Below are 25,705 nucleotides of genomic sequence, written 5' to 3'. Positions count from 1 at the left end.
AAAACAGTAAGTTAGAGAATTGTGTACAAGTCGTGTTACTGGTCGGATTTCTATTGTCACAATGTCGACACAGCCTCAGGATCGCGCCGTCATCCTCTTGAGGTCTCTCTATGAAGTTCTCCTCGATTCTCTTGTTGTCCCTTGGCCTGGTCAGTGGCGCAGCCATGGCCGGTGGCACCACCGAAGCCGGTGTAGGCGGCGCATTGGGCGGGGTACTCGGTTCGGTTGTCGGCCAGCAGGTCGGCGGTAATACCGGTTCAGCCATCGGTGCAGCCCTGGGCGGCGCGGGCGGCAGTGCGGTCGGCGCTGACAAGCGCAGCCGCGGCGAAGCAGCCATTGGCGGCGCCCTGGGCGCAGCGGGCGGCAACGTGGTAGGCCGCAGCATGGGCGGCACCACCGGCAGCCTGATCGGCGCAGCCGCTGGCGGCGGCGCGGGCGGCGCGCTGGGCAACTACATGGGCAACAAGAGCGATGACGACGACCGTCGTTACCGTGGCCGTGACGACCGTCGCTACTACCGGGATGGTCACCCTGGCCGTGGCCATGCCTATGGCCATCGCAAGAACAAGCATCACTACCGTGATTGATCAGATCTAAAGAACACTGAAGAAACACTGTGGGAGGGAGCTTGCTCCCGATAGCCGAGTTTCAGTCACCCATGTGCTGGCTGATACACCGCTATCGGGGGCAAGCCCCCTCCCACAGTCAGGCCACCAACCGCTGCAACGCCTCGCGCAACATCCCCGGAATCGTCACCGGCTGGTTCGTCCCCCGATCCACGAACACATGCACGAAGCGCCCCGCCGCACAGGCGTCCTCCTCGCCTGCCTTGAACACCGCCAACTCATACTGCACCGAGCTGTTGCCCAACTTGCCGACCCGCAGGCCTATTTCGATGCGCTCGGGAAAGGCGACGGAAGCAAAGTAATCACACGCCGAACTCACCACAAACCCGACCACCTCGCCGTCATGAATATCCAAGCCACCGTGTTCGATCAGGTAGGTATTCACCGCGGTATCGAAGAAGCTGTAATAGGTCACGTTGTTCACATGACCATACACATCATTGTCGTGCCAGCGCGTAATGATCGGCTGGAAGTGCCGGTAATCGGCGCGTTGGGGCATGGAGTCAGGCATCGGCGCGTCTCGTCAAAGTGGGTTTACAGGTTATTCAAATGGGTTTCGGCCCACTCGCGTACCTCGGCGTAGGGGTAGTCCTCCAGCGCAGCAAAACCAGGGATGCCGCGTGCCTTCAATTTGGTGAACAGCGGCACGCTGATACCGCCCAGGAACCGCGTCAGCCGTTCGGCGCCGGGCAGTTGGCCGCAGTACTCATGATGCCTGTGGATAAAATCACCGCACAGCCCCATGAAGTTTTTATCCACAAGCGGCGCCAGGCTCGGCGGCGCCGGCAAATGCGCGACATGGCCGTGGCACACCGAACAATGCCCGCAGCGCTGCGGTGCATGTTCATCACCGAAATAGCGGGCCAGGCGCTGGCCCAGGCAGTGTTCGGTGGCGAACAGGTCGAGCATGGCGTGAATCCGCGCCACTTCCGTGACCTCGTGTTGCTTGAAGCCTGTGTATAACTCGGCGCTCAACACCTGCGAATCGAAATCGGTATTCAGCAGGCTGTAGACCTCCGTCATCTGCTTGCTTTCCAGCTCGATCAGGCCCTGCTCCTGGAAGTAATCCAGCGCTTTCACCACGCGATTGCGCTCGGCCTGGTGCTGTTGATAAAGCGTGTCGAAATCCACCGTCGCCCAGGTCTTGGCCCGTTTGCACACTTGGACGATCGCGGCGACAAACGCCTGCCGCTCCCCGGAAAACCGCGCCAACAAGGCGTCGGGCTCGATCAGGTACTTGAACCGGTATTCGGCGTAAAACGCGTAGCGCGGCGCAATCACGCCTTTGAGTTCCAACTGCACCAGCAGCGTCTTGAGGGGCAGCTCGCGGATGTTGCTGTGGTCCGACAGCGAGCGCAGCAGAAACTCCCACTGCCCGTCCCCTCGCGCGGCCTGCAACTCGTCCAGCACACGGCGAATGCCCTCCTGCTCGGGCGTGTCGCCGTACACGAAGTTTTCCAGCACATTGAGGCTGTCGCGGTTGGCGAGCACCAGGCAATCCGAGGGTTGCCCGTCACGCCCGGCGCGGCCGATTTCCTGGCTGTAGTTTTCGATGGATTTGGGCAGGTCGAAATGCACCACGTTGCGGATATCGCTCTTGTCGATGCCCATGCCAAACGCGATGGTGGCGACGATGCAATTGGAGCGCCCACCCATGAAACGCTGCTGGATGCCCTCGCGTTTGTCGTGGGGCAAGCCGGCGTGATACGCCTCGGCCTGGATGCCATGGCGATTCAGGTGCTCGGCGATCTGCTCGGCGGTTTTCTGCAAGGTAACGTAGACGATGCTCGGCTGGCCGGGCCGCTCGTTCATCCATTGCACCAGCCGCCGACGCTTGTCCGCGCCGCTCACCGGCTCCACCAACAGGTTGAGGTTCGGCCGGTAGAAGCCCGTGGTGATCACGTCGTCAGGCGCAATGGCGAACTTGGCCTGCATGTCGGCAATCACCTTGGGCGTCGCTGTAGCCGTCAGCAGCAGCGCTTGTGGGATATTGAACTGATGCTGGTAGTCCGGCAGCTTCAAATAATCCGGACGGAAGTTGTGGCCCCATTCGGAAATACAGTGCGCCTCATCCACCACCAGCAATGAAATGGGCACGCTCTGCAGGAAGTTGCGAAAGCGCTCGTTCTTCAAGCGCTCCACGGAAATCATCAGGATTTTCAACTCGCCCGAGCGCGCGCGCGCCATCACCTCATTGGCCTCATCGCGGCTTTGCGCCGAATCGATACTGCCGGCCGAGATGCCATGGCGTTGCAGGAAACCCAACTGGTCCTGCATCAGCGCCAGCAACGGCGACACCACCAGCGTCAGGTGCGGTAGCAACACCGCCGACAGCTGGTAACACAGGGACTTGCCCGACCCGGTCGGAAAAATCGCTGCCGCCGAACGACCGGCCAGTACGGCGCTGACCGCGGCTTCCTGGCCCAAACGAAATTGTGGATAACCAAAGACCTGCTGGAGGGTGTCGTGCATAAGCTGTCACTCCATTGACCGCTGAAGGTGGCTCAAAAACATAGCCTGGGACGCTCAGCGAATCGAGATAGGTCGCAAGGAAAAAAGAGACAGGATGATACACAGGCTGGGGCAATGGCCTTGGGCCAAATGTGACAAGTTCGACTGTGTAAGTAGGAACATCACAAACCAAATGTGGGAAGGGGATTGCTCCCGATGGCAGTGTATCAGTCAGAAATTAACCGACTGAATTACCGCCATCGGGAGCAACCTCCTTCCCACACCTTAGAACGGCCCTACAGCTAAATCAGCGGTTCTGCACACGCTCGATCGCCGTGTCATACACCGGATTGGCCTTCTGTTCCTTGGCCAACTGGTAGTGACGCAACGCATCCGCGAACTGCCCCGCCGCTTCGTAGATCCGCGCAATGTTGTAGTAGGCGCCGGCACGCACAGTCGCGGCAGTGGCACCGTTCGCCAGGGCGATGGCCTTGCGGTTGGCCCAGATCGACTCGGCGGTGTTGCCGGCCTTCTGATACGCCAGGCCCAGGTTGCCGTAGGCTTTGCCGAAGCTATTGTCCAGGTCGATGGCCTGACGGAACAGGTCGATGGCCTGGTCCAGGTTACCTGCCTGGTAGGCTGCTTCGCCCTTCAGGTTCAGCTTCTTCGCATCCGCTTGTACCGACGAGCTGACAGCCACTGCGGTGACAGCCACGCTGTCGTCCAGCAGAGGCTTGACCTCATTGAGTACGTCTTCGGCACCGACTCTCACACCGGTGAACGTGTTGATGTCCTGGAAGTCGCCACTACCGGTCATGCGGAACACGGTCCACAGGTTGCCAGCGCGGTTCTGCGGCACGTAGTAGGTGCGTACCAGGGATTGCCCCATGTACACAAACACCTTGGCCTCACTGTTGGACAACTCGTTCGAGTTTGGATAACCACTGTTGGAGTAGTCATGCACGGCATACACGTAGCTTTCGCCGTAGTGCTTCTTCTGCAGGGTAATGGTTTCCGGGCCATAGCTGTCGGTGTCGTCCACATCCAACTCAGCGTCGGTGCCCTTTTTGTTACGGAAGAAGATGTTATTGCCGGGGAAAATCATATGCGAGTCGAGGTCGCGCGGGGTCTTGCCCCAGGTCAGCACCACACGCAGGCCGTCGAGGTTTTCCATCACCGGGCTGATGGCGTAGGTCATGCCGGCGCAGGGGCACTTCACTACCAGGTTGGAATAGCCGGGCTTCTTGATGATCAACAGGTTGCTGGCATCATCGGCCGCTTCGCTGGTGAGGGTCACCTGGCCCTGGGCGTTGGTGCGGCCCACTACGTTCTGTGCGCCGTTACGTTGCAGCAGGACTTCGGCGTCGGCGATTTTCTGGTCCTTGACCACCGCACTGAGCACCTCGATCGGCAACTGCTCGGCCTGGATCGAAAAAGCCACTGCACACAATGACATCGCCGAAGCGACACGAAGCAAACCCATGCTTAACTCCCTTTAAGTAGTAGGCGGAATCGCCCTGTAAGATTTCGCGGTGAAACATACGCTGAATTCAGAGCGCTGGCAGAATTTTTCTACAGAATGTGATGTGGTTTTATCGAGCACTTGGTACTACGCCAAGATCAGCCTTCGCCTCGGACGACGGGCAAGCGCAACGCCCACAATTGATTGGTTTTACCCGGCAAGTCCCGGCGAAATAAAAAATGCCGGAAGCATCTGTAAGAAACCGTTAAATACAGCGTAATCCTCTTCCTAAACCGCTTCAAACACCCGCTTGGCCCTCTATAGAAGTGACCTGCGGCTGACCGAAAATAGCGTCCTCTCAACTATTTCGGCAAAAGCCCGTGAATTTAGAAAGGACTCAATACATCGGTCATTACGGCGTCACGCTCTCCGTGATTCGCTCCACCGTAAAGCCTAACGGCAAGCAAGCGCTCAGCGATTTGATATCTCGCAAACCCTGCAACTTGCATAGCGCAGACATCATCATCGGCCTCGATGCTCAGGCGAGCGGTGGCATAGACCCTCAGCGCTCAAGCATCTCAATGCACGTGTATTCAAATGAACCATAATCAATGGCTTTACCTACAGACGGCGCTATTTCTTGCCTTCTATTTATCGCTTTACTACAAAATCACCGACTGCACGCTAAGAAAGCGTTTCGCCGTTACCTTCGTCGTAACTGGGTTAGTCCTTTTGTTCTGGCTACCCTACGTCGCCATCATCCTTAGCATTCAACTCCTTCCTCTAGCCCTGTTCTTGATAGGCTTGGCACTCTTCATCACCCGAAACAAATTTCGCCTCAAACGCGACCGTCCCCCTCACCCACTCCTGCGTGCTCCCACCATGAACCTGGCTCCCAACTTCCCCGAAGACCCCGTCATGCAGCAACTCCTGCAACTGCTGCACGAAGAAATCGGCCTGCCCAAACACAAGACCATTCGCCTGCAGACCTCACTCAACTTCGACCTGGGCTGCGACGGCAGTGAAGCCAAGCAACTCATGGAAGCGCTGGAGCAGGAATTCGCCCTCGATCTGGGCGACTACGACACTTATCGTTACTTCAACCCACCGGTGTTTGATGTGTTCCTCAAGCGGCGGGCCAAGGGGCGTGGCGAAAAGGTGCCGCTGACCATCGGCATGCTTTACCTGGCGATCAAAACCCACAGCTGGGACACGCAGACGCTGGAAAACCTGAGTTAACCGGCAAAACAGCGGCAGGCGCCAACTGACCGTTCGCGCACAAAAAAGCCGCTCACAAGGAGCGGCTTTTTCACAACGACCGAATCTTACAACTTCGGACCCGCTGCCTTGATCGCATCGCTCACGTCAAACTTCTTGAAGTTCTCGATGAACAGACCCGCCAGCGCCTTCGCCGCTTCGTCGTAGGCAGCCTTGTCAGCCCAGGTGTTACGTGGGTTCAACAGGCCGGTCTCAACGCCCGGTACAGCCAATGGCACGTCCAGGTTGATGGTGTCGAGGTGTTGCGTTTCAACGCCGATCAACGCGCCGCTCTGGATCGCTGCGATCACGCCGCGGGTGGTCGGGATGTTGAAGCGTTGGCCGACGCCGTAGCCGCCGCCGGTCCAGCCGGTGTTGACCAGGTAGACCTTGGAGCCGAAGCCGCGGATGCGCTTGATCAGCAGCTCGGCGTATTCGCCGGCAGGGCGTGGGAAGAATGGCGCACCGAAGCAAGTCGAGAAGGTCGACTTGATGCCGCTGCCCGAACCCATTTCAGTCGAGCCCACCAGTGCGGTGTAGCCGGACAGGAAGTGGTAGGCCGCTTGTTCTTCGCTGAGGATCGACACAGGCGGCAGTACGCCAGTCAGGTCGCAGGTCAGGAAGATCACAGCATTTGGCTCGCCGCCGAGGTTCTTCTCGGAACGCTTGGCCACATGCTCGAGCGGGTAGGCGGCACGGCTGTTCTGGGTCAGGCTGACATCGCTGTAGTCGGCATGCTTGGCCTCGTCGATGACGACGTTTTCCAGCACCGCGCCGTGCTTGATGGCTTTCCAGATAACCGGCTCGTTCTTCTCCGACAGGTCGATGCACTTGGCATAGCAACCGCCTTCGATGTTGAACACCACGCCCTTGCCCCAGCCGTGTTCGTCGTCACCGATCAGGTAACGGCTTTCGTCGGCGGACAGGGTGGTCTTGCCGGTGCCGGACAGGCCGAAGAACAGGGTCACATCGCCTGCTTCGCCAATGTTGGCGGCGCAGTGCATCGGCAGTACGTCGGCGGCCGGCAGCAGGAAGTTCTGCACCGAGAACATGGCTTTCTTCATTTCACCGGCGTAAAGCATGCCGGCGATCAGCACTTTTTTCTGGGCGAAGTTGAGAATCACGCAACCGTCGGAGTTGGTGCCGTCACGCTCAGGCACGCACTCGAAGTTGGCCACGTTGAGCACTTGCCACTCGTCACGGCCGGCCGGGTTGTACTGGGCCGGGTTGATGAACAGGCAACGACCGAACAGGTTATGCCAGGCAGTCTGGGTGGTCATCTTCACGGCCAGGTAGTGGTCTTCGGAGGCCCCTACATGCACGTGGGAAACAAAATGTTCTTGCGCGTTGTTGAACGCCTCGACGCGAGCCCACAGGGCATCGAACTTGTCGGCCGGGAACTTGCGGTTGATCGGGCCCCAGGCAATGGCGTCCTGGGTCGAAGGCTCTTCAACGATGAAACGGTCGACTGGCGAACGGCCGGTACGGTGACCGGTTTCTACGACCAGTGCGCCAGTATCGGCAAGCACGCCTTCACCGCGCTGCAGGGCTTCTTTGACCAGATCGTCAACACTCAGATCGGTGTATACGGCGTTATTGGCTTGCGTCATGAGGTTCCCCGTCGGCCTGTGGCCGAGTGCTCCAAACGTTTTGTAGTAGAAAGTTGCGCACTACTACCGCGAAAAAAGTGGGCCGGATTATGCCAGAAAAGCCCAAAAAAAGTAGGGCCCTCCCGTCAGAACAGCGCTAATCCGGCATTTGTCAGGTGATTTACCTGTGCTTAAACGTTTTAGTGGCGGGTATCTGAGGGGGTACCGATACCGGCGCCGGCGAACAATTGGGCGATATCGGCGGCGTCGAACAGGTAGCGCTGGTTGCAGAACTGGCAGTCGATTTCGATCTGACCACCGTGTTCCACCACCAGATTTTGCGCATCTTCCAGGCCGAGACTGACCAGCGCGTTCGCCGAACGCTCGCGAGAGCAACTGCAATGGAAGCGCAAGCCCTGCGCGTCGAACAGGCGCACAGTCTCTTCGTGGTACAGGCGATGCAGGATGGTTTCGTTGTCCAGGGCCAGCAATTCTTCAGCGGTCAGGGTGCCAGCCAGGGCGGTGAGGTTGCGCCAGCTTTCGGCGCGTTCGTCGTCGTCCTTGATGCGGTCGGCGGGCAGCTGTTGCAGCAACAGGCCACGGGCGCGCTTGCCGTCGGCGTTGAGCCAGAAGCGCGTGCCGATCTGCTGGGACATAACGAAATAGTTGGTGAAGCAGTCCGACAGGTTTTCGCCGTCGAGGTCGACGATGCCCTGGTAACGCTGGCCGTCGGTCGGGTCGACGGTGAGCGCCAGCACGCCGTTGGGCATCAGGTCGGCCAGGGTCGCGTCCGGGGCGATCAGGTCAGCCTCATACCGGGCCAGGCCACGGATCTCACGCTCGCTGGAGCACTCGATCATCAGCAACGGGACCGGACCTTCGGACCGCGCCTGCAGGATCAGCAACCCGTCGAATTTCATGGTGCCGACCAACAGCGCCGCCGCCGCCATCAATTCACCGAGCAGTTGCGCGACCGGCTCCGGATAGGGGTGCTTGGCGAGGACTTCGGCATAGCTGCGCTCCAACGAGACCAGTTCGCCGCGGGCGTCGTTCTCGTCGAAGATAAAGCGTTGGGTGAAGTCGGTATCCGGTAAATCAGTCATAGGTCTGGGTATCTGAATTGATGACAAAATTATTACAATATTTATAAGATTGAACGCTTTCGCACCATTTTAGTGCGACTTTCTCCGGGAAACAGAGAGCTTATATAGAGCAAAGAGGGACAGTTTATGAACAATCCGGGTTTGTTCCAAGCCAAGTGGAACCTCCGGCGATGGGCTTTTTGCAATCTACTCGCATTCGGGCTGCTGTGTTTTTGGCTGTGGCCCGCAGGCCAGATGCTATGCGTGTTTTTCGACGAGTGGCTGTTTCACCTGTTCAATGCCCCCCTGGCGAGCAATCCGACCTGGCTGCATGTGTGGGCCGCGGCCAGCCTGCGGCCGTTTGATGCGGTGGTCGGCGTGATTCTGCTGACGCTGTTGATTCGCGGCGATTGGGTGTTCAAGGCGGCGCAGGTGCGCCAGGCGTTTCTTGGCTTCTTCGGGATTCTGCTGCTGTTGCTGTTTATCCGCATGCTGTTTTCCAAACTCGCGGCGCAGATGGGTTGGCAACACAGCAGCCCTTCGATGGTGCTCAGCGGCGCGATTCAGATGAGCGACTATTTCCCGGGGCTGGAGAAAACCTGGGAGTTGAAAGACCGTTCGAGCCAGAGTTTCCCTGGGGATCATGCTTCGGTGCTGCTGATCTGGGGAATGTTCATGACGGTATTCGCCCAGCGGCTGGGCCAGGTGCTAGTGATCTGGGGCCTGGCGTTGTTGTTCATGATGCCGCGGCTGGTGGCGGGCGCACATTGGGCGCAGGACGATTATATCGGCGGAGTGTTGCTGGCACTGCTGGCATTGGGATGGGGCTATTACACACCGTTTGCGGCAAAGGTGTCGCAGGTGTTGCTACGGCTGACCGCGCCAGTGTTCGGGTTACTCGCCAAGCTGCCGGTGATCGGGCGATTGAGCGTCATGCGCGCATCCTGCTGACGCTCCCACATCTATCGATCTGCTTTGCGCTGACGATGTGCGCGGTCAATCGTCATTACCGCTGCCGCGAAACTTGAACAGGTCGCGGCGCTGCTTCTTGCTCGGCTTGCCATCGGTGGTCATGCCTGTGGCGCCGGCCTTACGCATCGCCGCTGCGTTTTCGCGCTTGGCGACGCTGGCTTCGGTCTCGGCATACAGCGCCTGCGCTTCGGGCGCGCCACGGCGCACGCTGGAAAGCGCCTGGACCACGACAGTTTTTTCGTCAAACCCTATGCGAATCTGCAACTCATCACCCACGCGCGGCTCTTTGCCCGGCTTGCAGCGTTCGCCGCGATGATGCACCTTGCCACTCTCGATAGCGGCCTTGGCCAAGGCACGGGTCTTATAGAAACGCGCCGCCCACAGCCATTTGTCCAAACGGATTTTTTCTTCCTCTGCCTGCTTCTGAGCCACTTGAATTCCTCGTTCTGAAAAATGTCGCAACTTTACTGTTGAAACCCTTCGACGCATAAACCCCAAGGCTCACCTAAGATACGCCAGGTAGCCCCCTGTTTTCGCGAGGATACCCTGTGACCGACTTCCCGACTTCACTCACCTCGTCCAACCAGCATTGCGTGGGCTGCCAGCAAAGCGAGCCCTTGGGTTTTGATTTTGCATTCGCCTACCAACCGATCGTAGACCTTCGCGACCATTCGGTTTTTGCCCACGAAGCCTTGGTTCGGGGTTCACAGGGCGAAGGGGCGTTGTCGGTGCTGGCCCAGGTCAACGATAGCAACCGCTACCGTTTCGACCAGCGTTGCCGTACCCAGGCAATCGCCGGCGCCGCCGCCCTGGGGATGCAAACCTGTCTTTCCATCAATTTCATGCCCAACGCGGTGTATCGACCCGAGCTGTGCATTCGCAGCACCCTGGAGGCCGCCCGCACGCACAATTTCCCGCTTGACCAGCTGATTTTCGAGACACTGGAAAGCGAACACATAGATAACCATCGCCATTTGACGAATATTCTGCGTGAATACCGCGAATTCGGCTTCAAAACTGCCATCGACGATTTCGGCGCGGGCTATTCGGGGCTGAACCTGCTGGCCGATTTCCAACCTGACTTGATCAAACTCGACATGGCGCTGATTCGCGATGTCGACCAGGATCGTGTCCGCCAGGTTATCGTCCAGGGGATTGTCACAATCTGTGAGCAGTTGGGCGTTACTGTCATCGCTGAAGGCATTGAAAGTGCCGGTGAGCGCGACTTCCTGTCCGACTGTGGAATATTTCTGATGCAGGGCTACTGGTTTGCCAAGCCCGCATTCAACGCGCTGGCCGAGGTTTCCCCTCAAGCCTGGGCGAATTGACCGGTTACCCATATTGAAGACATTTGACCATTTGACCGTTGTCGGTCTGCGCGAGTGGGTGGCACTTCCCGACTTGGGAGTGGCAGGCCTGCGCGCGAAGATCGACACCGGTGCCAGCACTTCGAGCCTGCACGCCACCGATATCGAACCCTTTGAGCGCGACGGTGAGAAATGGGTGCGCTTTACCGCACACCTGGGCAGCGTTGTGCAGTTGCGTCACCGCCGCTGCGAAGCGCCGCTGGTGGCGATGAAAACCATCAAGAGCTCCAATGGTCATGCGCAGGTGCGCTATGTGATCAGCACCACCCTGGCACTGGGCGACCGGGTATGGCGGGTGGAATTCACCCTCGCCTGCCGCAAGGCCATGCGCTACCGCCTGCTCCTCGGTTCCAAGGCGCTGATTGACGGCCAGTTGGTGGTCAATCCCGGCGTCAAGTACGTTCAAGACAAGCCGGTGTTCCCGGTCTCCACTATTTCTGCCCCAGGTGCTGCATGAAGATTGCTGTGCTGTCGCGAAACCCGCGTCTGTATTCCACCCGCCGCCTGGTCGAGGCCGGCACCGAACGTGGCCACGAAATGGTGGTGATCGACACGTTGCGTGCCTATATGAACATTGCCAGCCATAAGCCGCAGATCCATTACCGCGGCAAACCACTGGAAGGCTTTGATGCGGTGATCCCGCGTATCGGCGCCTCGGTGACCTTTTATGGCTGCGCGGTGTTGCGCCAGTTTGAAATGATGGGCGTCTCCCCGCTGAATGAATCCGTCGCGATCGCGCGCTCACGGGACAAGCTGCGCTCGCTGCAATTGCTGTCGCGCCGGGGTATCGGCCTGCCGGTCACCGGCTTTGCCCACTCCCCCGACGACATTCCCGACCTGATCGAAATGGTCAACGGCGCACCGCTGGTGATCAAGGTGCTGGAAGGCACCCAGGGCATCGGCGTGGTGCTGTGCGAAACCGCCACGGCGGCGGAGTCGGTGATCGAGGCATTCATGGGCCTCAAGCAGAACATCATGGTGCAGGAATACATCAAGGAAGCCGGCGGTGCGGATATCCGCTGCTTCGTGGTCGGCGACAAGGTGATTGCCGCGATGAAACGCCAGGCCAAGCCTGGGGAATTCCGTTCCAACCTGCACCGTGGCGGCAGCGCCAGCCTGATCAAGATCACCCCCGAAGAGCGCATGACCGCGCTACGGGCGGCCAAGGTCATGGGGTTGAGCGTGGCGGGTGTGGACATCCTGCGTTCCAACCATGGCCCGCTGGTGATGGAAGTCAATTCATCACCTGGCCTGGAAGGCATCGAGACCACCACCGGCAAGGATGTGGCGGGGATCATCATTCAGCATCTGGAAAAGAGTGGCGGGCCGAACATGACCCGGACCAAGGGCAAGGGCTAGAGGAGCAGTCTTCAGCTTGAAGCTTCAGGCTGCAAGAGACGGGCAGAAGCCGTTTGCTTTTCTCTTGCAGCTCTAAACGTGCAGCTTGCCGCTGCAGCTATACCGCGTCTCGGGGCAACATCAAACCCAACGGCAAGCGCACCCGCGCTTCCAGCCCACCGCCCTCGCGGTTGCGCAGCTCAACATTGCCGCCATGCATCGAGGCAATCCGCCGCACAATCGCCAGCCCCAAACCGGTGCCCTTGCCACCCCGAGCACGGTCGCCACGGGTGAAGGGGTTGAAGATGCCTTCCAGCTCGGCCGGATCGATACCGGCCCCGCGATCCATCACGCTCAGCACCACATAGGGCGCAGCACTGTCACCGGAGACATACGCCGCCACTTCCACATCCGAACCGGCGTGGTGCAAGGCGTTGCCGATCAGGTTGTTCAGCAGGCGCTTCATCGAGACCCGACGCAACGCAAACGGCTGGATCGGCTCCAGGCGCATCCGCACCTGCTCGCCATTCTGGTTGTAGGGCGCTACCACCTCGCGCACCAGGTCCGTCAGGTCGACGACTTCCACCACCTCGTCGCGACCATCGCGGATAAAGGCCAGGAACTGGTCGAGAATCGCGTCCATGTCCTCGATATCACGCACCATGTCGTCCGTGAGATCGGTATGGTTGCCCATCAGCTCCAGGGACAGCCGCAAACGCGTCAATGGCGTGCGCAAGTCATGGGACACGCCCGCAAGCATCAGCTCGCGCTCGCGCCCGGCCTGTTCGACGTCCTCGGCCATCTGGTTGAACGCGCTGTAGACCTCGGTCATCTCGCTGGGCGTGTCGCTGACCGGCAGGCGCACACTGCGCCCCTGTCCCAGCTGGCGGGCGGCGAACACCAGGCGCTTAAGCGGTTGATTGAGCTGGCGCACGAAAATCCACGCAGACGCCGTCGAAAGCAGGCCGATAGCCAGGAACCAGCCCAGTACATTCCAGATCTTCTGCCCTCGCAAAGGGTGCGGATACAGCGGCACCTTCAGCCAATCTTCCCCCAGGCTCGGCGCGCGCACCCACAGCGCGGGTGACACATGCATACGCAGCCGAACTTCGGTGTCGTCGCCCAATTCCGCCTGCATCTGGCGCTGGTAAATCTCACTGTAGGGCCAATGCTGCTCGCCTTCCGGCACACCTGCACCCGCCACGCGCACCAGTGTGGCCGCCTTGGCGATTTTCTCGCGGTTCTCGGGGTCGGCCGCCCAATAGGCGCGCAAGGTCAGGGCGACACCGTGGCTGTATTGCCGATCTACCAGCACGTCTTCGTTCATCAACAGATAAACCAGCGTGAGCGCCTTGGAAAACAGAACGACGATGAGCACCAGCCAAAGGGTGCGGGAGAAGAAACTTTGCGGGAACCACAGCGGGGTTTTCATAGGAGACAGCTAGACACCTTGCAGGAACGAGCGGCGCTCGCAGAATTGCAGACGCCGGACATCCCGTCGCCCCTCATGGAGCCAAACGCCAGGATGCCCGCCCCTGCAAATCATCGGTCACTTGGTTGCAGTGCCATCCGGCACAAACACATACCCCACGCCCCACACCGTCTGGATATAACGCGGCTTGGACGGGTCCGGCTCGATCATTCGGCGCAGACGGGAGATCTGCACGTCGATGGAGCGCTCCAGAGCGTCCCATTCCCGACCACGGGCCAGGTTCATCAGTTTGTCGCGGGTCAGCGGCTGGCGCGCGTTCATCACCAGCGCCTTGAGCACGGCGAACTCGCCGGTGGTGAGCATGTGGACTTCATCGCCACGCTTGAGCTCACGGGTGGCCAATGACAGTTCGTAATCGCCGAAGGTGACGCTTTCGTCTTCACTGCCCGGTGCGCCCGGCACCGGCGCCGCCTGGCGACGCAATACGGCCTTGACCCGCGCCATCAGTTCGTCCGGGTTGAACGGCTTGGCCAGGTAGTCATCAGCGCCCAGTTCGAGGCCCTTGATGCGGCTCAGCTCATCGCCCTTGGCGGTGAGCATGATGATCGGAATCTGGTTGTTCGCGCCGCGCAGGCGTTTGCAGGCGGTGAGGCCGTCTTCGCCGGGTAGCATCAGGTCGAGCACGACCAGGTTGAACACTTCCCGCCCCAACAGGCGGTCCATCTGTTCGGTGTTCGGCACCGCGCGGGCACGATAACCCTTGGAGTTGAAAAAACGCTCCAGCAGGCTGCTCAGCCCCGGATCGTCATCAACGATGAGAATTTTTTCGCCTTCAGCAGTTTGTGCAGTGCTGCTCATTGGATGCTCCTCTTATCTCGGCGCGCATTATGGCCTAGCTGCCGTTATACGCACCGTGTGCATTGTTAGCAGATTTTTCCTCTACTGCCAGCGAACCCACGCCCTACAACCTGTGGCGCAGTCCCCCCCAAGGACAGAACGCTGGTTATAATGCGGCGCCTTCGTGCAGGGCAACGTCAGATCGTTACCGTTTACTGCCGGGCTTTTTTTCACCCGCTTGTCGTGATTTTTACGATTTCGAGGGTCAATAGGCAGCCTCTTGACCCAGGCAGCGGCGCCAGTCGGGCCGCTCAACCAGCCTCGTCGGGCCTTGTTTTCCGGGCTTGCGAGCTGCTTTTAAGAATTTCAGGTGGTTTTATGGACAGCATCAACAGCCGCATCGCCGAGGAACTCGGCGTACGCCCCCAACAGGTCGAAGCGGCCGTCGCTCTACTGGATGAGGGCTCCACGGTGCCCTTCATCGCCCGTTACCGAAAAGAAGTGACCGGCAGCCTCGACGACATTCAACTGCGGCACCTGGAAGAGCGCCTGCGCTACCTGCGAGAACTCGACGAACGGCGCATCAGCATCCTCGCCAGCATCGCGGAACAGGGCAAGCTGACCCCACAATTGGAACGCGACATCAAACTCGCCGATACCAAGACCCGTCTCGAAGACCTCTACCTGCCGTACAAACAGAAGCGCCGCACCAAGGGCCAGATCGCCCTGGAAGCCGGCCTCGGCGACCTGGCCGACGGCCTGTTCAACGACCCATCGCTGAACCCGGATACCGAAGCCGCGCGCTTCATCAACGCTGAAAAAGGCGTCGCCGACGTCAAGGCCGCCCTCGAAGGCGCCAAATACATCCTGATGGAACGCTTCGCCGAAGACGCCAGCCTGCTGGAAAAGCTGCGCACCTACCTGAAGCAGGAAGCCATCCTCAGCGCCCGCGTGATCGCCGGCAAAGAGGAAGAAGGCGCCAAGTTCCGCGACTACTTCGAACACGACGAACCACTCAAGAGCATGCCGTCCCACCGTGCCCTGGCGATTTTCCGCGGCCGCAACGAAGGTATTCTCAGCTCCGCGCTGAAAGTCGGCGACGAACTGCCGGGCACCATGCACCCGTGCGAAGGCATGATCGGTCAACAATTCGGCATCCAGAATCAGAACCGTCCTGCGGACAAGTGGCTCGGTGAAGTTGTGCGCTGGACCTGGAAGGTCAAGCTCTACACCCACCTGGAAACCGACCTGCTCGGCGAGTTGCGCGACGGCGCCGAAACCGAAGCAATCAACGTCTTCGCCCACAACCTGCACGACCTGTTGCTGGCCGCACCGGCCGGCCCGCGTGCCACCCTGGGCCTCGACCCGGGCCTGCGCACCGGCTGCAAGGTCGCCGTGGTCGACTCGACCGGCAAGCTGCTGGACCACGCCACCGTGTATCCGCACGTGCCCCACAACAAGTGGGACCAGACCCTCGCGATCCTCGCCGCCCTGTGCGCCAAGCACGCGGTGGACCTGATCGCCATCGGCAACGGCACCGCCAGCCGTGAAACCGACAAACTGGCCGCCGAACTGATCAAAAAATACCCGGCCATGAAGATGACCAAGGTCATGGTCTCCGAGGCGGGCGCTTCGGTGTACTCGGCGTCGGAACTGGCTTCCAAGGAATTCCCGGACCTCGACGTGTCGATCCGTGGCGCGGTGTCCATCGCTCGTCGTCTGCAAGACCCGTTGGCCGAACTGGTGAAAATCGACCCGAAATCCATCGGCGTCGGCCAATACCAGCACGATGTGTCGCAGCTGAAACTGGCACGCGGCCTGGATGCGGTGGTGGAAGACTGCGTGAACGCCGTGGGCGTGGACGTGAACACCGCCTCCGTCGCGCTGCTGGCGCGGATCTCCGGCCTCAACGCGACCCTGGCGCAGAACATCGTGACCCACCGCGACGAAAACGGTGCGTTCAAGACCCGCGCCGCGCTGAAAAAAGTCGCACGCCTGGGTGAAAAAACCTTCGAACAGGCCGCCGGCTTCCTGCGCGTGATGAACGGCGACAACCCGCTGGACGCCTCGGCGGTCCACCCGGAAGCCTACCCGCTGGTGCAACGCATCGCCGCCGAGACCGACCGCGACATCCGCTCGCTGATCGGCGACGCCGCGTTCCTCAAGCGCCTGGACCCGAAGAAGTACACCGACGAGACCTTCGGCGTGCCGACCATCACCGACATCCTGCAAGAGCTGGAAAAACCCGGACGCGACCCGCGTCCCGAGTTCAAGACCGCCGAGTTCCAGGACGGCGTCGAAGACCTCAAGGACCTGCAACTGGGCATGATCCTCGAAGGCGTGGTGACCAACGTGACCAACTTCGGTGCCTTTGTGGACATCGGCGTGCATCAGGACGGTTTGGTGCATATCTCCGCGCTTTCGGAGAAGTTCATCAAAGACCCGCGCGAAGCGGTGAAGGCCGGTGACGTGGTCAAGGTCAAGGTCATGGAAGTCGACATCCCGCGCAAGCGCGTCGGCCTGTCGATGCGTATGAGCGACACCCCCGGCGAGAAAATCGACGGTGCCCGTGGCGCCCGCCCAGGCTCGGCGCCGCGCCAGTCGCAAAACAACGCGCCGCGCAAGGAAACCGCGACCGCAGCGCCGAGCAACAACGCCATGGCCTCGCTGTTCGCCAACGCCAAACAGTTGAAGAAACGCTGATGGAGATTCCGGCCGGCTTGACCCAAAGCGCGTTCAGCGAACTGATCGGCTGCCGCCTGCAACGCCTGGAGCAGGGCGTTGCCGAGGTGGCCCTGAGCCTGGAACCGCAACTGCGCAACCGCGCAGGCAAGCTGCATGGCGGGGCGATTTTCAGCCTGGTCGACATCACCATGGGGCTGGCCTGTTCCAGCGCCCACGGGTTCGACCAGCAGAGCGCGACCATCGAATGCAAAATCAACTACATCCGCGCGGTGGAAAACGGCGAGGTGCTGTGTACCGCGCGGGTGATTCACCCCGGGCGGCGCACGTTGGTGGTCGAAGCCGACGTGTACCAGGGTGAAAGACTTGTCGCAAAAGCGCAGGGCACCTTCGCTGTCCTATAGCTCCCCGCCCTCGATTTGAGTTAATTTCGGCGCTGCGATAACAGCGTCGGAATTTTCTTGCTGCGCTACACCCCAATTCATGGAGTGATGTAGGCTTTTTCAAAGCGGGTCAAATCGACTCAAAACCAGGCGATCACGCCAGTTTTAACTTCACCCTTGTAGACCGTCCTGCCCACCCCCATATTGGGGCGACTGACGCGTGAAGGAATCCAACTTGAGCGAACTTCTCAACCGCCGCCTGGCCCTGCTCGGCAAGCGCGAACACCTCTCCCTGCTGGAGCATTGCTTGCACGGCATCGAGCGCGAATGCCTGCGTGTCACCCATGAAGGTCGCCTGGCGCAGACGCCGCATCCCGAAGCCCTGGGCGCCGCGCTGACCCACGAACAGATCACCACCGACTACTCGGAATCGTTGCTGGAGTTCATCACCCCAGCCCTGCCCAACCCGGCCGATACCCTGAGCAGCCTGGACAAGATCCATCGCTTTGCCTACAGCAAGCTCGGCAGCGAATACCTGTGGAGCCCCTCGATGCCGTGCCCGTTGCCGGCCGAGGAAGACATTCCGATTGCCTACTACGGCACCTCCAATATCGGACAGCTCAAGTACGTGTATCGCAAGGGCCTGGCCCTGCGTTACGGCAAGACCATGCAGTGCATTGCCGGCATCCACTACAACTTTTCCCTGCCGGAAAAATTGTGGCCGCTGCTCAAGGAAAGCGAAGGCTTCGTCGGCACCGACCGCGACTATCAGTCCGACGCCTATATCGCGCTGATCCGTAACTTCCGCCGCAACAGCTGGCTGCTGATGTACCTGTTCGGTGCCTCGCCAGCGCTGGACGCAGGCTTCCTGCGCGGCCGTTCGCACCAGTTGGACGTGCTGGATGCCGACACCTTGTACCTGCCGTATGCCACCAGCCTGCGCATGAGCGACCTGGGTTACCAGAGCAACGCCCAGGCCGGCCTGACGCCGTGCTACAACGATTTGGCCAGCTACACCGACAGCCTGCGCGAAGCGGTGGCAACGCCCTACGCGCCTTATGTCGAAGTCGGCACCCACAAGGACGGAGAGTGGGTGCAGCTCAACACCAACATCCTGCAGATCGAAAACGAGTACTACTCCAACATCCGCCCCAAGCGCGTGACCTACACCGGCGAGCGGCCGATCCAGGCGCTGATGGCCCGTGGCATCCAGTACATCGAAGTGCGCTGCCTGGACATCAACCCGTTCCTGCCGATGGGTATCGACCTGCAAGAGTCGCGCTTCCTCGATGCGTTCCTGCTGTATTGCGCGATGAACGACAGCCCGCTGTTCGCCGACAACGAGTGCGGCAATGCCACCTCGAACTTCCTCAGCGTGGTCAAGGAAGGCCGGCGTCCAGGCCTGCAACTGCAGCGCAAGGGCCAGGCGGTGGACATGAAGGAATGGGCCACCGAACTGCTGGAGCAGATCGCGCCGCTGGCGGCCCTGCTCGATCAGAGCCACGGCATCGAGGAACACCGCCAGGCACTGGACGCCCAGTTGGCCAAGGTCAACGACCCGTCCCTGACGCCATCGGCCCAGGTGCTGGCCGCGATGGCCGAGCGCAAGGAAAGTTTCGCCCAGTTCTCCCTGCACCAGAGCGAGGTGCATGCCGAGTATTTCCGCAGCGAACCGTTGCCCGCCGAAGAGCAGGCGCACTTTGAAGAACTGGCACGCAAGTCGCTGGCGCAACAGGCGGAGCTGGAGCAGAACGAAGTGGGCGATTTCGATGTGTTCGTCGGCTCGTACCAGGCCAGCATCCTGGCCATCAGCAACTAAAAACCGAACTCACTCCCCCAGGGAAATGAGCTCTATGTGGGAGGGGGCTTGCCCCCGATGGCGCTGTATCAGTCAATGCATGTACTGACTGACCCACCACCATCGGGAGCAAGCCCCCTCCCACATTTGCCCTCACTGGGATGAAGAATCCCGCCCACCCTTCTCCTCATAAGCTAATTCGAAAAAGTTATTTATTTTCGCATTCTTAGATCATTTAGTCTCCTCACACGCCGACACTCGGCCGCCTGATTGAGGAGCTTCCCCTTGAAACTGCATTCCCCTCTCCGCCTCTTGGCGGCATTGTCCCTGGCCGGTGCCAGCCTGTTCGCCCAGGCGGCGGACGTGACCATCGCCTACCAGACCACCGTGGACCCGGCGAAAGTCGCCCAGGCCGACGGCGCGTATGAAAAAGCCACGAACGCCAAGATCGACTGGCGCAAATTCGACAACGGTTCCGACATCATCGCCGCCATCGCGTCCGGCGATGTGCAGATCGGCTACCTCGGTTCCAGCCCGCTGACCGCCGCCATCACCCGTAAAGTGCCGGTGCAGACCTTCCTCGTCGCCACCCAGATCGGCGGCGCTGAAGCCCTGGTGGCGCGCAACGGTTCGGGGATCAACGGCCCGCAGGACCTGATCGGCAAAAAAGTCGCCGTGCCCTTCGTATCCACCGGCCACTACAGCCTGCTGGCCGCGCTGAAGCACTGGAACATCGACCCGGCGAAAGTGACCATCCTCAACCTCGCGCCGCCGGCCATCATCGCCGCCTGGAAGCGCGGCGATATCGACGCCACCTACGTATGGGACCCGGCCCTGGGCGTGGCCAAGGAAAACGGCAAGGTGCTGATCACTTCCGGCGAGCTGGCCACGTTCGGCGCGCCGACCTTCGACGCGTGGATCGTGCGTAAGGACTTCGCCGAGAAGCATCCGGAAATCGTCAGCGCTTTCGCCAAAGTCACCCTGGATGCCTACGCCGCGTACCGCAAAGACCCACAAGCCTGGCTCGCCGACAAAAGCAACGTCGACAAGCTGGTGAAACTCTCCGGGGCCAAGGCCAGCGACATCCCCGCGCTGCTGCAAGGCAACGTCTACCCGCTGGCCGCTGAGCAGGTGACGCTGCTGGGCGCGCCGACCATCAAGGCGGTAACCGACACCGCGGCATTCCTCAAGGAACAAGGCAAGGTCGAGGCGGTGCTGCCGGATTACGCCCCTTACATCAGCGCCAAGTTCATCACCCACTGATCAGGAGTTCATCGCGATGGCCTTGCTACAACTGGAGCGCATCAGCGCACGGTACCCAGGCGCCACAGAACCGGTACTGTCTGATATTTCACTCGAACTTGGGCCCCGGCAATTGCTGGTGGCCCTCGGCCCGTCCGGCAGTGGCAAGACTTCGCTGCTGAACCTGATTGCCGGTTTTGTCGAGCCCTCTGCCGGGCGCATCAGCCTCGATGGCGTGCCAGTCAAAGGCCCGAGCGCCGAACGCGGCGTGGTGTTCCAGGACGATGCTCTGCTGCCCTGGCAGGACGTGCTGGCCAATGTCGGCTTCGGCCTGGAGCTGGCCGGCGTGAGCAAGGCGCAACGCGAAGTGCGCGCCCGGGAAATGCTCGCGCTGGTGGACCTGGCCGGTTTCGACAGCCGGCGCATCTGGCAACTGTCCGGCGGCCAGAAGCAACGCGTCGGCCTGGCCCGCGCCCTGGCGGCAGACCCGCGTGTACTGCTGATGGACGAACCCTTCGGCGCCCTCGATGCATTCACCCGCGAACAGATGCAGGAGCTGCTGCTGCAAGTCTGGCGGCGCACGGCCAAGCCGGTGTTCCTGATTACCCATGACATCGAAGAAGCGGTGTTCCTTGCCACCGATCTGATCCTGCTGGCGCCCAACCCCGGTCAGATCGTCGAGCGCCTGCACCTGGATTTCGGTCAACGTTATGCGGCCGGCGAGTCGGCGCGAGCGATCAAATCCGACCCGCGCTTTATCGAAACCCGCGAACACGTGCTGGGCAAAGTGTTCTCCCAACGGCAGGTGTCCGCATGAGCAGCTACGAACTTCCCGCCACGGTCGCCAAGCCGGTGGCGCGCACCGTTATCCCGCTGCGGCGCAGCCTGAGTACGCGTTGGATCAGCCTGTTGACGCTGGTTGCCTTGCTGGTGATCTGGTGGGCGGTGACCGCCAGCGACCTGATCGAACCATTGTTCCTGCCGCCACCGTCCGCCGTGCTGCAAAAAGGCTGGTTGCTGGCGACCACGGGCTATATGGATTCCACCTTGTGGCAGCACCTCGGCGCGAGCCTCGAACGCATCGGCCTGGGCCTGGGCTTTGCGGTGCTGACCGCGGTCCCGGTGGGGATTGCCATCGGCTCGAACCGTATCGCGCGGGGCATTCTCGACCCGTTGATCGAGTTCTACCGGCCGATTCCACCCCTGGCCTACCTGCCGCTGATCGTGATCTGGTGCGGCATCGGTGAGCTGTCCAAAGTGCTGCTGATCTACCTGGCGATCTTTGCCCCGATTGCCATCGCGACCGCGACCGGCGTGCGTACCGTCGACCCGGCCAAGCTGCGTGCCGCGCAGTCGCTGGGGGCCACGCGCGCCCAGCTGATTCGCCACGTGATCTTGCCGAGCGCGCTGCCCGACATCCTCACCGGCGTGCGTATCGGGCTGGGAGTTGGCTGGTCGACCTTGGTCGCCGCCGAGCTGATCGCCGCCACCAGCGGCCTGGGCTTCATGGTGCAGTCGGCGGCGCAGTTCCTGGTCACCGATGTCGTGGTGCTGGGGATTCTGGTGATCGCACTGATCGCCTTCGCCATGGAAATGGGCCTGCGGGCCCTGCAGCGTAAATGGGTGCCGTGGCATGGCCAGGCACACTGAGTGATGAGAACCCAATGAGCAGCCTGACCGTTACCCCATTAAGCACCGCCCTCGGCGCGCAGATCAGTGGCGTCGATATCACTCAACCGCTGACCCCCGAACAGCGCGACGCCATCGAACAGGCGTTGCTCACTCATTCGGTGGTGTTTTTCCGCGACCAGCCGCTCACGCCGCAGCAACAAGCACGCTTCGCGGCGAACTTCGGCGATCTGCACATTCATCCGATCTACCCCAACGTGCCGGAACAGCCCGAAGTGCTGATCCTCGACACCGCCGTCACCGACGTGCGCGACAACGCCGTCTGGCACACCGACGTGACCTTTCTGCCCACCCCGGCCCTCGGCGCGGTGCTGAGTGCCAAGCAACTGCCGGCGTTTGGCGGCGACACGCTGTGGGCCAGCGGGATTGCTGCGTATGCGGCCCTGTCCGAGCCGCTGAAGAGGCTGCTCGACGGGCTCACCGCCACGCACGATTTCACCAATTCCTTCCCGCTGGAGCGTTTTGGCAACACTGCCGAAAACCTGGCGCGCTGGGAAGAAACCCGCAAGAAGAACCCGCCGCTGTCGCACCCGGTGGTACGCACCCACCCGGTGAGTGGGCGCAAGTCGCTGTTTGTCAGCGAGGGCTTCACCACCAGAATCAACGAGCTGGAAGCGGCGGAGAGCGAGGCGATCTTGAAGCTGCTGTTCGCCCACGCGACACGCCCGGAGTTCACGATTCGCTGGCGCTGGCAGGAGAATGACGTGGCGTTCTGGGATAACCGCGTCACCCAGCATTACGCGGTGGACGACTACCGGCCACAGCGGCGGGTGATGCACCGGGCGACGATTCTTGGCGATGTGCCGTTCTGAGCCGAACACGACAGTCGCCACACTGAAGACAAAATGTGGGAGGGGGCTTGCCCCCGATGGCGCTGTATCAGTCAATGCATGTACTGACTGACCCACCATAATCGGGGGCAAGCCCCCTCCCACATTGACCGGGTTATTCAGCCGTCGATGGCTTTTCCCACAGGTTGATCCCGCCTTCCAACGCGAACCGATCGATCTCCGCCAGTTCTTCGGCGGTAAAGCTCAAGTTCTTCAGCGCCCCGACGTTCTCGATGATCTGCTCCGGCCGGCTCGCGCCGATCAGCGCACTGGTTACCCGTGGGTCACGCAGGGTCCAGGCCAGCGCCAGTTGGGCCAGGCTTTGGCCACGGCGCTTGGCGATTTCATTCAGCGCGCGCACGTGAGCGAGGTTGGCTTCGGACAAGTGCTTGGCCTGCAACGAACCGCCGCCGGGGCGATTGACCCGTGCATCGGCCGGCACGCCATTGAGGTACTTGTCGGTCAGCAGCCCCTGGGCCAACGGCGTGAACGCGATCACCCCGGCGCCGAGGGCTTCGGTGGTGTCGAGCAGGTCTTTTTCCACCCAGCGGTTGAGCAGGTTGTAGGCCGGCTGATGGATCAGCAGCGGGACTTTCCACTCGTTGAGCAAGGCGGCGATTTCGCGGGTTTTCACCCCGGAGTAGGAAGAAATACCGATGTACAACGCCTTGCCTTGCTGCACGGCGGTGGCGAGGGCGCTGGCGGTTTCTTCCAGGGGGGTGTCGGCGTCGAAGCGGTGCGAGTAGAAAATATCCACATAGTCGACGCCCAGGCGCTGCAGGCTCTGGTCCAGGCTCGCCAGGATGTATTTGCGCGAACCGCCGCCCTGGCCATAAGGGCCGGGCCACATGTCCCAACCGGCCTTGCTGGAGATGATCAATTCGTCGCGGTAATGCTTGAAGTCTTCGCGCAGCAAACGCCCGAAGTTGATCTCGGCGCTGCCATAGGGCGGGCCGTAGTTGTTGGCCAGGTCGAAGTGGTTGATCCCCAGGTCGAACGCGGTGCGCAGCAGGGCGCGCTGGGTGTCGATCGGGGTGCTGTCGCCAAAGTTGTGCCACAGCCCCAGGGACAGTGCCGGCAGCACCAAGCCACTGCGGCCAACGCGGCGATACGGAATAGATTCGTAGCGGTTTTCGGCAGCGATATAAGTCATCGAATCCTCTCTTGGACGGGGGCAAATAAGGCCTGGGAATAAGCCTATTCCCAGGCCTTTTAAGCAGCTGAATCGCTTAACGTTGCCTTTCCGTTTTACAGCAAACTCCTACCAAAGTGGAACGACATAGCTGACATAAAAGCGGTTTTCATCCTGCACGGTGGCACCGGTAATGTCCGGGCTGGCGTGGGCGTTTTTCCAGGTCACGCCCAGGCCCTTGAGGGTGCCGGTCGGCACTTGGTAGGCCACGGCAACGTTGCGTTCCCATTCGCTGGTAGTGCCCTGTGCGGTGCGGATGTCATCGCCGTGGGCATAGGCGGCGGAGAACGTCAGGCCGTTGAGGCCCAGTTTGCCGAAGTCATATTTGTATTGCGCCAGCCAGGTGCGTTCGCCGGCGTGCTGGAATTTGTTCAACTGCATGTTGGTCAGCGCCGGGGTGTCGGCACCCGAGCCGGGGCCCTGGTGGCTGTCGCCGCTGTTCAGGCCGGAATCCAGGTAGGGGAAGTCGCTGCTGCCGCTGTTTTTCTGGATGCCGAGGCCGACGGTATGACCTTCCAGGCTGTAGCTTTCCAACAGGCTGACGGTGGACTGGTTGATGCGGCCCTTGTTCACGCCATCGCCATAGACCCCCGCCGCGGCATAATCCTTGTCGCCATCGGCGTTACCGCCCACCCCCAGGCTGCGGAACATACGCACATCGGTGTCGATTGCACCGACCGACAACGCGTCATGGCGCTTGGCACCGAGGAAGAATTGTTGGTAGTAATCCTCAAGGTTGGAATACCACAGGCTGACGGTGGTGCCCGGCAAGCCGGTGTAGTCGGCACCGCCGAAGAGGAAGCGGTCGCTTTCCTTGGTGCCGCCCGCGGTGATCATGCCCTGGTCGCCGGTTTCATTGCGGATCTTGGTCTTGAAGATATCGCCACCGGTGAAGGTGAAGTCGCTGAGGTCCTTGGAGACCAGTTGCACACCGGTGTTGGTCTGCTGGTACAGGCGGCCGTCGGTGTTGGCCAGCACCGGGTTGTTGCCATACAGCGTACCGACCCGCAGTTCATCCTTGGCGAAGCGCATTTTGAACGTCGGGCTCAGCACGCCGAACTGGTCAGCGGATTTACCGTCGTCCAGCGGGAACATGCTGCCGGGGTAGCGGCCCTGGTGATTCTTGTCATTGAGGTCGCCGCCGGAGTCCAGTTTCAAACCATAGAACGCCTGCAAGTCGAGGCCGAAACCCACGGGGCCTTCGGTGTAGCCGGACTTGAAGTTGAACTCGAAACCCTGGCCCCAATCGCGAATGCTGTGGGCCTTGGCATTGCTGCCGACCACGTCACGCCCCTGCTGGTTGAGATAGCGGTTGAGCAGGGTCACATCGGCGTGGCTGTCATCGATAAAATCGGCATGGGCGGACAACATAAAGCTCGCCATGGCGACACCGACCATGGGGCTTAATAACGTCTTCATTGTTACCGGTCTCCGTCACTGTTCTGAAATGAAAGCGTCAAACGCTTCACACAATTA

The 25,705-nt window shown here is 60.8% G+C and carries 23 protein-coding genes; 13 read left to right on the top strand and 10 right to left on the bottom strand.

Annotated features, from left to right (window positions below):
* Positions 1-110 precede the first annotated feature (110 nt).
* Positions 111-587: a glycine zipper domain-containing protein gene (locus AC07W0_RS16300; RefSeq protein ID WP_017848563.1), complete on the top strand. Its 477-nt coding sequence runs from the start codon at positions 111-113 to the stop codon at positions 585-587.
* Positions 588-705: 118 nt separating this feature from the next.
* On the opposite strand, the gene AC07W0_RS16295 is transcribed toward AC07W0_RS16300, so the two are convergent.
* The 3 genes from AC07W0_RS16295 to AC07W0_RS16285 all read right to left on the bottom strand — a co-directional run bounded on the left by AC07W0_RS16295 (position 706) and on the right by AC07W0_RS16285 (position 4,560).
* Complete coding sequence (locus tag AC07W0_RS16295) at positions 706-1,137, bottom strand: acyl-CoA thioesterase (RefSeq protein ID WP_102617764.1); 432 nt, start codon at positions 1,135-1,137, stop codon at positions 706-708.
* A gap of 23 nt (positions 1,138-1,160) precedes the next feature.
* The gene (locus AC07W0_RS16290; RefSeq protein ID WP_102617765.1) at positions 1,161-3,098 is read right to left on the bottom strand and encodes a RecQ family ATP-dependent DNA helicase; all 1,938 of its coding nucleotides are present in this window, start codon (positions 3,096-3,098) and stop codon (positions 1,161-1,163) included.
* Positions 3,099-3,384: 286 nt separating this feature from the next.
* Positions 3,385-4,560, bottom strand: a complete 1,176-nt coding sequence (locus tag AC07W0_RS16285) for a tetratricopeptide repeat protein (protein ID WP_017848566.1) — start codon at positions 4,558-4,560, stop codon at positions 3,385-3,387.
* Between the two features lie 861 nt (positions 4,561-5,421).
* Between AC07W0_RS16285 and AC07W0_RS16280 the strand changes: the two genes are divergently transcribed.
* On the top strand, positions 5,422-5,778 hold the full coding sequence (locus AC07W0_RS16280) for a DUF1493 family protein (protein ID WP_017848567.1): 357 nt from the start codon (positions 5,422-5,424) through the stop codon (positions 5,776-5,778).
* Positions 5,779-5,864: 86 nt separating this feature from the next.
* Here the strand turns inward: AC07W0_RS16280 and AC07W0_RS16275 are convergent, their stop codons facing one another.
* Together AC07W0_RS16275 and hslO are read right to left on the bottom strand one after the other, a co-directional pair.
* On the bottom strand, positions 5,865-7,406 hold the full coding sequence (locus AC07W0_RS16275; RefSeq protein ID WP_017848568.1) for a phosphoenolpyruvate carboxykinase: 1,542 nt from the start codon (positions 7,404-7,406) through the stop codon (positions 5,865-5,867).
* A gap of 179 nt (positions 7,407-7,585) precedes the next feature.
* Positions 7,586-8,488, bottom strand: coding sequence for an Hsp33 family molecular chaperone HslO (hslO, locus tag AC07W0_RS16270; RefSeq protein ID WP_017848569.1), 903 nt, complete (start codon positions 8,486-8,488; stop codon positions 7,586-7,588).
* A 126-nt stretch (positions 8,489-8,614) separates the two neighbouring features.
* Here hslO and AC07W0_RS16265 point away from each other — a divergent pair, with 126 nt between their 5' ends.
* On the top strand, positions 8,615-9,418 hold the full coding sequence (locus tag AC07W0_RS16265; RefSeq protein WP_017848570.1) for a phosphatase PAP2 family protein: 804 nt from the start codon (positions 8,615-8,617) through the stop codon (positions 9,416-9,418).
* Positions 9,419-9,463: 45 nt separating this feature from the next.
* On the opposite strand, the gene AC07W0_RS16260 is transcribed toward AC07W0_RS16265, so the two are convergent.
* A complete protein-coding gene (locus tag AC07W0_RS16260) occupies positions 9,464-9,871 on the bottom strand; it encodes an RNA-binding S4 domain-containing protein (protein ID WP_017848571.1) in 408 nt (135 codons plus the stop codon).
* Between the two features lie 116 nt (positions 9,872-9,987).
* On the opposite strand from AC07W0_RS16260, the gene rimA reads away from it, so the two are divergent.
* Genes rimA through rimK form a run of 3 tightly spaced genes read left to right on the top strand, consistent with a single transcriptional unit; the run spans position 9,988 to position 12,165 of the window.
* Positions 9,988-10,767, top strand: coding sequence for a S6 modification regulatory phosphodiesterase RimA (gene rimA, locus AC07W0_RS16255; RefSeq protein ID WP_046488753.1), 780 nt, complete (start codon positions 9,988-9,990; stop codon positions 10,765-10,767).
* Positions 10,768-10,780: 13 nt separating this feature from the next.
* A complete protein-coding gene (gene rimB, locus AC07W0_RS16250) occupies positions 10,781-11,263 on the top strand; it encodes a retropepsin-like aspartic endopeptidase RimB (RefSeq protein WP_026140222.1) in 483 nt (160 codons plus the stop codon).
* Complete coding sequence (gene rimK, locus AC07W0_RS16245; RefSeq protein WP_003213178.1) at positions 11,260-12,165, top strand: 30S ribosomal protein S6--L-glutamate ligase; 906 nt, start codon at positions 11,260-11,262, stop codon at positions 12,163-12,165. The genes rimB and rimK overlap by 4 nt, the downstream gene beginning before the upstream one ends.
* A gap of 97 nt (positions 12,166-12,262) precedes the next feature.
* Here rimK and AC07W0_RS16240 read toward each other — a convergent pair whose 3' ends face one another.
* Positions 12,263-13,576, bottom strand: a complete 1,314-nt coding sequence (locus AC07W0_RS16240; protein ID WP_017848574.1) for an ATP-binding protein — start codon at positions 13,574-13,576, stop codon at positions 12,263-12,265.
* A 117-nt stretch (positions 13,577-13,693) separates the two neighbouring features.
* Positions 13,694-14,434 (bottom strand): osmolarity response regulator transcription factor OmpR, encoded by a 741-nt coding sequence (gene ompR, locus AC07W0_RS16235; RefSeq protein ID WP_003213175.1) that lies wholly within the window; start codon positions 14,432-14,434, stop codon positions 13,694-13,696.
* Positions 14,435-14,791: 357 nt separating this feature from the next.
* Here ompR and AC07W0_RS16230 point away from each other — a divergent pair, with 357 nt between their 5' ends.
* The 7 genes from AC07W0_RS16230 to tauD all read left to right on the top strand — a co-directional run bounded on the left by AC07W0_RS16230 (position 14,792) and on the right by tauD (position 23,019).
* Positions 14,792-17,116 carry a Tex family protein gene (locus tag AC07W0_RS16230; protein ID WP_046385051.1) on the top strand — a complete coding sequence of 775 codons (2,325 nt, stop codon included), beginning with the start codon at positions 14,792-14,794 and terminating at the stop codon, positions 17,114-17,116.
* Positions 17,116-17,499 (top strand): PaaI family thioesterase, encoded by a 384-nt coding sequence (locus AC07W0_RS16225; protein ID WP_017848576.1) that lies wholly within the window; start codon positions 17,116-17,118, stop codon positions 17,497-17,499. Before AC07W0_RS16230 ends, AC07W0_RS16225 begins: the two co-directional genes overlap by 1 nt.
* A 214-nt stretch (positions 17,500-17,713) precedes the next feature.
* Entirely contained in the window at positions 17,714-19,297 is a 1,584-nt protein-coding gene (gene gshA, locus AC07W0_RS16220) for a glutamate--cysteine ligase (RefSeq protein ID WP_017848577.1), read from the top strand.
* 264 nt (positions 19,298-19,561) lie between these two features.
* Positions 19,562-20,539: a taurine ABC transporter substrate-binding protein gene (tauA, locus tag AC07W0_RS16215; RefSeq protein WP_079442631.1), complete on the top strand. Its 978-nt coding sequence runs from the start codon at positions 19,562-19,564 to the stop codon at positions 20,537-20,539.
* A 16-nt stretch (positions 20,540-20,555) separates the two neighbouring features.
* Positions 20,556-21,335, top strand: a complete 780-nt coding sequence (tauB, locus tag AC07W0_RS16210) for a taurine ABC transporter ATP-binding subunit (RefSeq protein WP_017848579.1) — start codon at positions 20,556-20,558, stop codon at positions 21,333-21,335.
* Positions 21,332-22,168: a taurine ABC transporter permease TauC gene (gene tauC / locus AC07W0_RS16205; RefSeq protein WP_102617767.1), complete on the top strand. Its 837-nt coding sequence runs from the start codon at positions 21,332-21,334 to the stop codon at positions 22,166-22,168. The genes tauB and tauC overlap by 4 nt, the downstream gene beginning before the upstream one ends.
* A 14-nt stretch (positions 22,169-22,182) precedes the next feature.
* Complete coding sequence (gene tauD / locus AC07W0_RS16200) at positions 22,183-23,019, top strand: taurine dioxygenase (RefSeq protein WP_102617768.1); 837 nt, start codon at positions 22,183-22,185, stop codon at positions 23,017-23,019.
* A 133-nt stretch (positions 23,020-23,152) separates the two neighbouring features.
* On the opposite strand, the gene mgrA is transcribed toward tauD, so the two are convergent.
* On the bottom strand, positions 23,153-24,190 hold the full coding sequence (mgrA, locus tag AC07W0_RS16195; protein ID WP_017848582.1) for an L-glyceraldehyde 3-phosphate reductase: 1,038 nt from the start codon (positions 24,188-24,190) through the stop codon (positions 23,153-23,155).
* A 108-nt stretch (positions 24,191-24,298) separates the two neighbouring features.
* Positions 24,299-25,627, bottom strand: a complete 1,329-nt coding sequence (locus tag AC07W0_RS16190) for an OprD family outer membrane porin (protein ID WP_017848583.1) — start codon at positions 25,625-25,627, stop codon at positions 24,299-24,301.
* Positions 25,628-25,705 lie beyond the last annotated feature (78 nt).

This window comes from Pseudomonas sp. GW704-F2, assembly GCF_059423025.1.
Note: the sequence above shows the minus strand (reverse complement) of the source record. Positions and strands in the feature narration are given on the sequence as shown.

Excerpts from the sequence above, each read along its gene's own strand:
- AC07W0_RS16225 (WP_017848576.1), top strand. The coding sequence starts at position 17,116 with ATGGAGATTCCGGCCGGCTTGACCCAAAGCGCGTTCAGCGAACTGATC.
- mgrA (WP_017848582.1), bottom strand. The coding sequence starts at position 24,190 with ATGACTTATATCGCTGCCGAAAACCGCTACGAATCTATTCCGTATCGC.
- AC07W0_RS16265 (WP_017848570.1), top strand. The coding sequence starts at position 8,615 with ATGAACAATCCGGGTTTGTTCCAAGCCAAGTGGAACCTCCGGCGATGG.
- ompR (WP_003213175.1), bottom strand. The coding sequence starts at position 14,434 with ATGAGCAGCACTGCACAAACTGCTGAAGGCGAAAAAATTCTCATCGTT.
- AC07W0_RS16300 (WP_017848563.1), top strand. The coding sequence starts at position 111 with ATGAAGTTCTCCTCGATTCTCTTGTTGTCCCTTGGCCTGGTCAGTGGC.
- AC07W0_RS16280 (WP_017848567.1), top strand. The coding sequence starts at position 5,422 with ATGAACCTGGCTCCCAACTTCCCCGAAGACCCCGTCATGCAGCAACTC.
- rimK (WP_003213178.1), top strand. The coding sequence starts at position 11,260 with ATGAAGATTGCTGTGCTGTCGCGAAACCCGCGTCTGTATTCCACCCGC.
- AC07W0_RS16240 (WP_017848574.1), bottom strand. The coding sequence starts at position 13,576 with ATGAAAACCCCGCTGTGGTTCCCGCAAAGTTTCTTCTCCCGCACCCTT.
- AC07W0_RS16285 (WP_017848566.1), bottom strand. The coding sequence starts at position 4,560 with ATGGGTTTGCTTCGTGTCGCTTCGGCGATGTCATTGTGTGCAGTGGCT.
- tauD (WP_102617768.1), top strand. The coding sequence starts at position 22,183 with ATGAGCAGCCTGACCGTTACCCCATTAAGCACCGCCCTCGGCGCGCAG.
- tauB (WP_017848579.1), top strand. The coding sequence starts at position 20,556 with ATGGCCTTGCTACAACTGGAGCGCATCAGCGCACGGTACCCAGGCGCC.
- AC07W0_RS16290 (WP_102617765.1), bottom strand. The coding sequence starts at position 3,098 with ATGCACGACACCCTCCAGCAGGTCTTTGGTTATCCACAATTTCGTTTG.
- AC07W0_RS16230 (WP_046385051.1), top strand. The coding sequence starts at position 14,792 with ATGGACAGCATCAACAGCCGCATCGCCGAGGAACTCGGCGTACGCCCC.
- AC07W0_RS16295 (WP_102617764.1), bottom strand. The coding sequence starts at position 1,137 with ATGCCTGACTCCATGCCCCAACGCGCCGATTACCGGCACTTCCAGCCG.
- AC07W0_RS16275 (WP_017848568.1), bottom strand. The coding sequence starts at position 7,406 with ATGACGCAAGCCAATAACGCCGTATACACCGATCTGAGTGTTGACGAT.
- hslO (WP_017848569.1), bottom strand. The coding sequence starts at position 8,488 with ATGACTGATTTACCGGATACCGACTTCACCCAACGCTTTATCTTCGAC.
- tauC (WP_102617767.1), top strand. The coding sequence starts at position 21,332 with ATGAGCAGCTACGAACTTCCCGCCACGGTCGCCAAGCCGGTGGCGCGC.
- AC07W0_RS16190 (WP_017848583.1), bottom strand. The coding sequence starts at position 25,627 with ATGGTCGGTGTCGCCATGGCGAGCTTTATGTTGTCCGCCCATGCCGAT.